This window comes from Streptomyces sp. NRRL B-24085 (genome assembly GCF_001282115.1).
GTDB lineage: Bacteria > Actinomycetota > Actinomycetes > Streptomycetales > Streptomycetaceae > Streptomyces.
Map to the genome: position 1 here is coordinate 1 of NZ_LJBR01000589.1, position 2052 is coordinate 2052.

The following is a 2052-nucleotide window of genomic DNA, read 5'->3' on the forward strand; positions in this document are numbered from 1 at the left end:
TGCTGGAGACCACCGGCAAGCAGCTCCGCAAGCTGATGAGCTGGGTCGACGAGGAGGCGTGAGCCTCCGATGACGGGGCCGGAGCGGTCAGCTCCGGCCCCGTTGTCCAACCCGGCGGATCACGTCCGGGTGATCCTTCCGCGGAGGCGCAAGACGCCGGCCGCCGCGCCACTACACTGGCGCACAACATACGCGTCAGGCCCACAGCGTCGTGCGTCTTCCACGCGGCCAGTACCCTCCACCGCCTGCGGCCGTCGGGACGGCCGTCCGCAATGGACTTGTGAGGACTCACGTGAGCTCGAAACCCGTCGTACTCATCGCTGAAGAGCTGTCGCCCGCGACTGTGGACGCGCTCGGCCCGGACTTCGAGATCCGGCACTGCAACGGAGCGGACCGAGCCGAACTGCTCCCGGCCATCGCCGACGTCGACGCGATCCTGATCCGCTCCGCCACCAAGGTGGACGCCGAGGCCATCGCCGCCGCGCACAAGCTGAAGGTCGTCGCACGAGCCGGCGTCGGCCTGGACAACGTCGACGTCTCCGCCGCCACCAAGGCTGGCGTGATGGTCGTCAACGCCCCCACCTCGAACATCGTGACCGCCGCCGAGCTCGCCTGCGGTCTCCTCGTCGCCACCGCCCGCCACATCCCGCAGGCCAACGCCGCGCTGAAGAACGGCGAGTGGAAGCGCAGCAAGTACACGGGCGTGGAGCTGGCCGAGAAGACCCTCGGTGTCGTCGGCCTCGGCCGCATCGGCGCGCTGGTCGCGCAGCGCATGTCCGGGTTCGGCATGAAGGTCGTCGCCTACGACCCCTACATCCAGCCCGCCCGCGCCGCCCAGATGGGCGTCAAGGTGCTGTCGCTCGACGAGCTGCTCGAGGTCTCCGACTTCATCACCGTCCACCTGCCCAAGACCCCGGAGACCGTCGGCCTCATCGGCGACGAGGCGCTGCGCAAGGTCAAGCCGAGCGTGCGGATCGTCAACGCGGCCCGTGGCGGGATCGTCGACGAGGAGGCGCTGTACTCCGCCCTCAAGGAGGGCCGGGTCGCCGGTGCCGGTCTCGACGTGTACGCGAAGGAGCCCTGCACGGACTCCCCGCTGTTCGAGTTCGACCAGGTCGTGGCCACCCCGCACCTCGGCGCCTCCACCGACGAGGCCCAGGAGAAGGCCGGTATCGCCGTCGCCCGCTCGGTGCGCCTGGCCCTCGCCGGTGAACTCGTGCCGGACGCGGTCAACGTCCAGGGCGGTGTCATCGCCGAGGACGTCAAGCCGGGCCTCCCGCTCGCCGAGCGCCTCGGCCGCATCTTCACCGCGCTCGCCGGTGAGGTCGCGGTCCGCCTCGACGTCGAGGTGTACGGCGAGATCACCCAGCACGACGTGAAGGTGCTGGAGCTGTCCGCGCTCAAGGGTGTCTTCGAGGACGTCGTCGACGAGACGGTGTCGTACGTCAACGCCCCGCTGTTCGCGCAGGAGCGCGGTGTCGAGGTGCGGCTGACGACCAGCTCCGAGTCGGCCGACCACCGCAATGTCGTCACCGTGCGCGGCACGCTCGGCAGCGGCGAGGAGGTGTCGGTCTCCGGCACGCTGGCCGGTCCGAAGCACCTCCAGAAGATCGTCGCCGTCGGCGAGTACGACGTGGACCTGGCGCTCGCCGACCACATGGTCGTCCTCCGCTACGAGGACCGTCCCGGTGTCGTCGGCACGGTCGGCCGGATCTTCGGTGAGGCCGGGATCAACATCGCCGGTATGCAGGTCTCGCGTGCGATCGCCGGTGGCGAGGCGCTGGCGGTTCTCACGGTGGACGACACCGTGCCCGCCGGGGTGCTGACCGAGGTCGCGGAGGAGATCGGGGCCACCTCGGCTCGTGCGGTGAACCTGGTCTGAGATTGCCGTGGGTTCTGGGGGCTGCCGCCCCCAGGCCCCCGCTTCGGCCCTGAAGGGGCCTCGTCCTCAAACGCCGGACGGGCTGAGGAAACTCGGCTCGTCCGGCGTCTTGCTGTGCACCGGGATCCGCCGCAGCGTCACCGCAGCCAAGCCCGCCGCCCCCACCAGCA

At 70.3% G+C, this 2052-nt stretch carries 1 protein-coding gene; it reads left to right on the plus strand.

Annotated elements, in window-relative coordinates:
* Positions 1 to 292 precede the first annotated feature (292 nt).
* Positions 293 to 1882, plus strand: coding sequence for a phosphoglycerate dehydrogenase (gene serA, locus AOJ26_RS39865; protein WP_053853225.1), 1590 nt, complete (start codon positions 293 to 295; stop codon positions 1880 to 1882).
* The last annotated feature ends 170 nt before the right edge of the window (positions 1883 to 2052 follow it).